This is a genomic window from Sporichthyaceae bacterium (genome assembly GCA_036493475.1).
Taxonomy (GTDB): domain Bacteria; phylum Actinomycetota; class Actinomycetes; order Sporichthyales; family Sporichthyaceae; genus DASQPJ01.
This window is the reverse complement of the sequence record DASXPS010000041.1, coordinates 1-2,040: the sequence shown is the minus strand read 5'-3', so window position 1 is coordinate 2,040 and position 2,040 is coordinate 1. Positions and strand designations below refer to the sequence as shown.

4 protein-coding genes are annotated in these 2,040 nt (G+C 68.7%); 1 reads left to right on the top strand and 3 read right to left on the bottom strand.

Going from position 1 to position 2,040, the window contains the following annotated elements:
- The 3 genes from VGJ14_04545 to VGJ14_04535 all read right to left on the bottom strand — a co-directional run.
- The coding region (locus VGJ14_04545) for a hypothetical protein (protein HEY2831671.1) at window positions 1-440 on the bottom strand (440 nt) is incomplete at its 3' end.
- A gap of 40 nt (window positions 441-480) precedes the next feature.
- Window positions 481-1,374, bottom strand: a complete 894-nt coding sequence (locus VGJ14_04540; GenBank protein HEY2831670.1) for an IS3 family transposase — start codon at window positions 1,372-1,374, stop codon at window positions 481-483.
- Entirely contained in the window at window positions 1,371-1,658 is a 288-nt protein-coding gene (locus VGJ14_04535; GenBank protein ID HEY2831669.1) for a transposase, read from the bottom strand. Before VGJ14_04535 ends, VGJ14_04540 begins: the two co-directional genes overlap by 4 nt.
- A gap of 127 nt (window positions 1,659-1,785) precedes the next feature.
- On the opposite strand from VGJ14_04535, the gene VGJ14_04530 reads away from it, so the two are divergent.
- Window positions 1,786-2,040 (top strand): hypothetical protein (locus VGJ14_04530; protein HEY2831668.1); only part of this gene is annotated, 255 nt, incomplete at its 3' end.

Genomic DNA, 2,040 nt, shown 5'->3' with positions numbered 1-2,040 from the left:
ACAGCATCGGTCGGCACCTTCGCCTCGGTCGGATAGTGACGGTGCTTCAGGTCGACGTGTTCGCGTGCCACCGCCAGCGCCTCGACCACCACGTCGCCGCCGGTTCCCGACGAACGGAACTCCAAGGCGGCAAGCAGTTGCCAGATCACCGACCGGTAGTGGTGTGAGTAGGAGGCGCACAACTTCTCCCGGGTGCGCGCCCGCAAAGCCGACTCGTTCGCCCGGCCCTCGGCGACCAGCTCACCCAAGGTGACCGGACCGACCACCGGGAACAGCGCGGCACGAACGGTCTCGTCCGGATGCGCCAACGCTGCCTCGGCCAGCCGGTAGAGCAGCCCGGTCTTGCCCCGGACCCGACGCAGGTCGGCCAGCAGTTCCTTCTCCGCGGCACGTTCGGCCCGGGAGTAGATCTTGTGGATCAGCGCGAGCAGTACCTCCACCAGGCCGTCTGGGACTCCCCTCGTTTCGTGGAGGGTTCAGTTATGCAACTGACGGGGCGTCAGTGCGGGTCTCGTAGGTGGCTGGGGGCATCCCGCCTGCCGAGGTGTGTCGGCGGCGGTTGTTGTAGAAGTCAGTGCACCACGCCCCGATCACGACGCGGGCTTCGGCCCGGGTGGTGAACACTTGTCGGGACAGGACCTCGTGTTCGAGGGTGGAGAAGAACGCCTCGGCGGCGGCGTTGTCGAAGCACGACCCGACCCGGCCCATCGACTGGCGGATGCCGAGTTTTTCCTTGCACAGCTCGGTGAACGCGTTCGCCGTGTAGGTCGAGCCACGGTCGGTGTGGAAGATCACGCCCGCGGTCGCCGCCCGGCCACCGCGCACCGCAGCGGCGATCTTGATCGCGTCGGCGGCCAGTACCGCGTCCGGGTGCTCGCTCATCGGCGAGGCGAGCAGCCGACGCGCGTACAGGTCGATCACCGTCGCGAGGTAGAGCTTGCCCTCCTGCGTCGGGATCTCGGTCATGTCGCCGCACCATTTCCGGTTCGGCCCGTCCGCGGTGAAATCCCGCCTCAACAGGTCGGTGAACTTCGGCGCCGTGCGGTCCTGACGGGTCAGGCCGCGGTTACCCCTGCGTCTGCGCCCGGCCAGGCCCTGACGGCGCATCGAGTCCGCGACCGTGTTCACGCTGACCTGCCAACCCGCCTCGAGCAGGTCCAGGTGGACCCGCGGGGACCCGTAGGTCCGTCCGGAGGCTTCGAAGTACCGACGGACTGCGGCGTCGAGATCGTCCCGGCGCCGCTGCCGGGCCGTGGGAGCCCGATCGCGCCACTTGTAGAACCAGGAGGTGCTGATGCCCAGAATCGCGCAGCAGACCGCGTGCGGCACCCGGTGGGAGGTCCTCTGGTCGGCGATGAAGCCCGCCACGCTCACTTCGTCGCCTCCTTCACCCACAGGACCACGGAGCGCTTGAGGACATCGCGCTCCATCCGCAGCTCGGCGACCTCCGCGCGCAGCCGCTTGAGCTCGGCCAGGTCATCGGCCGACAGCTCACCGTCCCGGCCGGCCCGCTCGCGGGCGACCCAGTTGCCCAGCGTGCCCTCGTTGATGCCCAGGTCCCGGGCGATCGCGGCCATCGACTTGCCCGGGCTCTCCTGCACCAGGCGCACAGCGCCTTGGCGGAACTCAGCGTCGAACTTCCTTCTCTTCTCCGGCATGGCTACTCCTCATAGCTCATGCCTCCACGAAAGTGGGGGATGTCCCCTGTGCCGCCAAGCACTCGAACTGGCCACCGAACTGGGCGATCCCGGCACGACTGCGTACGCGAGCTTCTGGGACGCAATGATGGCCGACCTGGCCGATGGCGAACGCATCACACTGACCGAACAGGCCTCGTGGCGATGTGACCAGGCGGGCCTGTCGCTACCGGCGGCTTGGTGCGAGTACGACCTGGCCTGGTGCAGCCTGGCCGCCGGTGACGGCGCGGCCGGCCTGCGATTCATGAACCGGGCCCTGGCCCGGACTCCGCTGCGCGAAGGCGCCCACTACACCGGCGGTTTCCTGGGGACGCTCGCCGTCGCCCACGCAATGCTCGGCGAC

What these genes read in the sequence shown, in the direction of transcription:
- VGJ14_04535 (HEY2831669.1), bottom strand. Translation starts at nt 1,658, where the DNA reads ATGCCGGAGAAGAGAAGGAAGTTCGACGCTGAGTTCCGCCAAGGCGCT.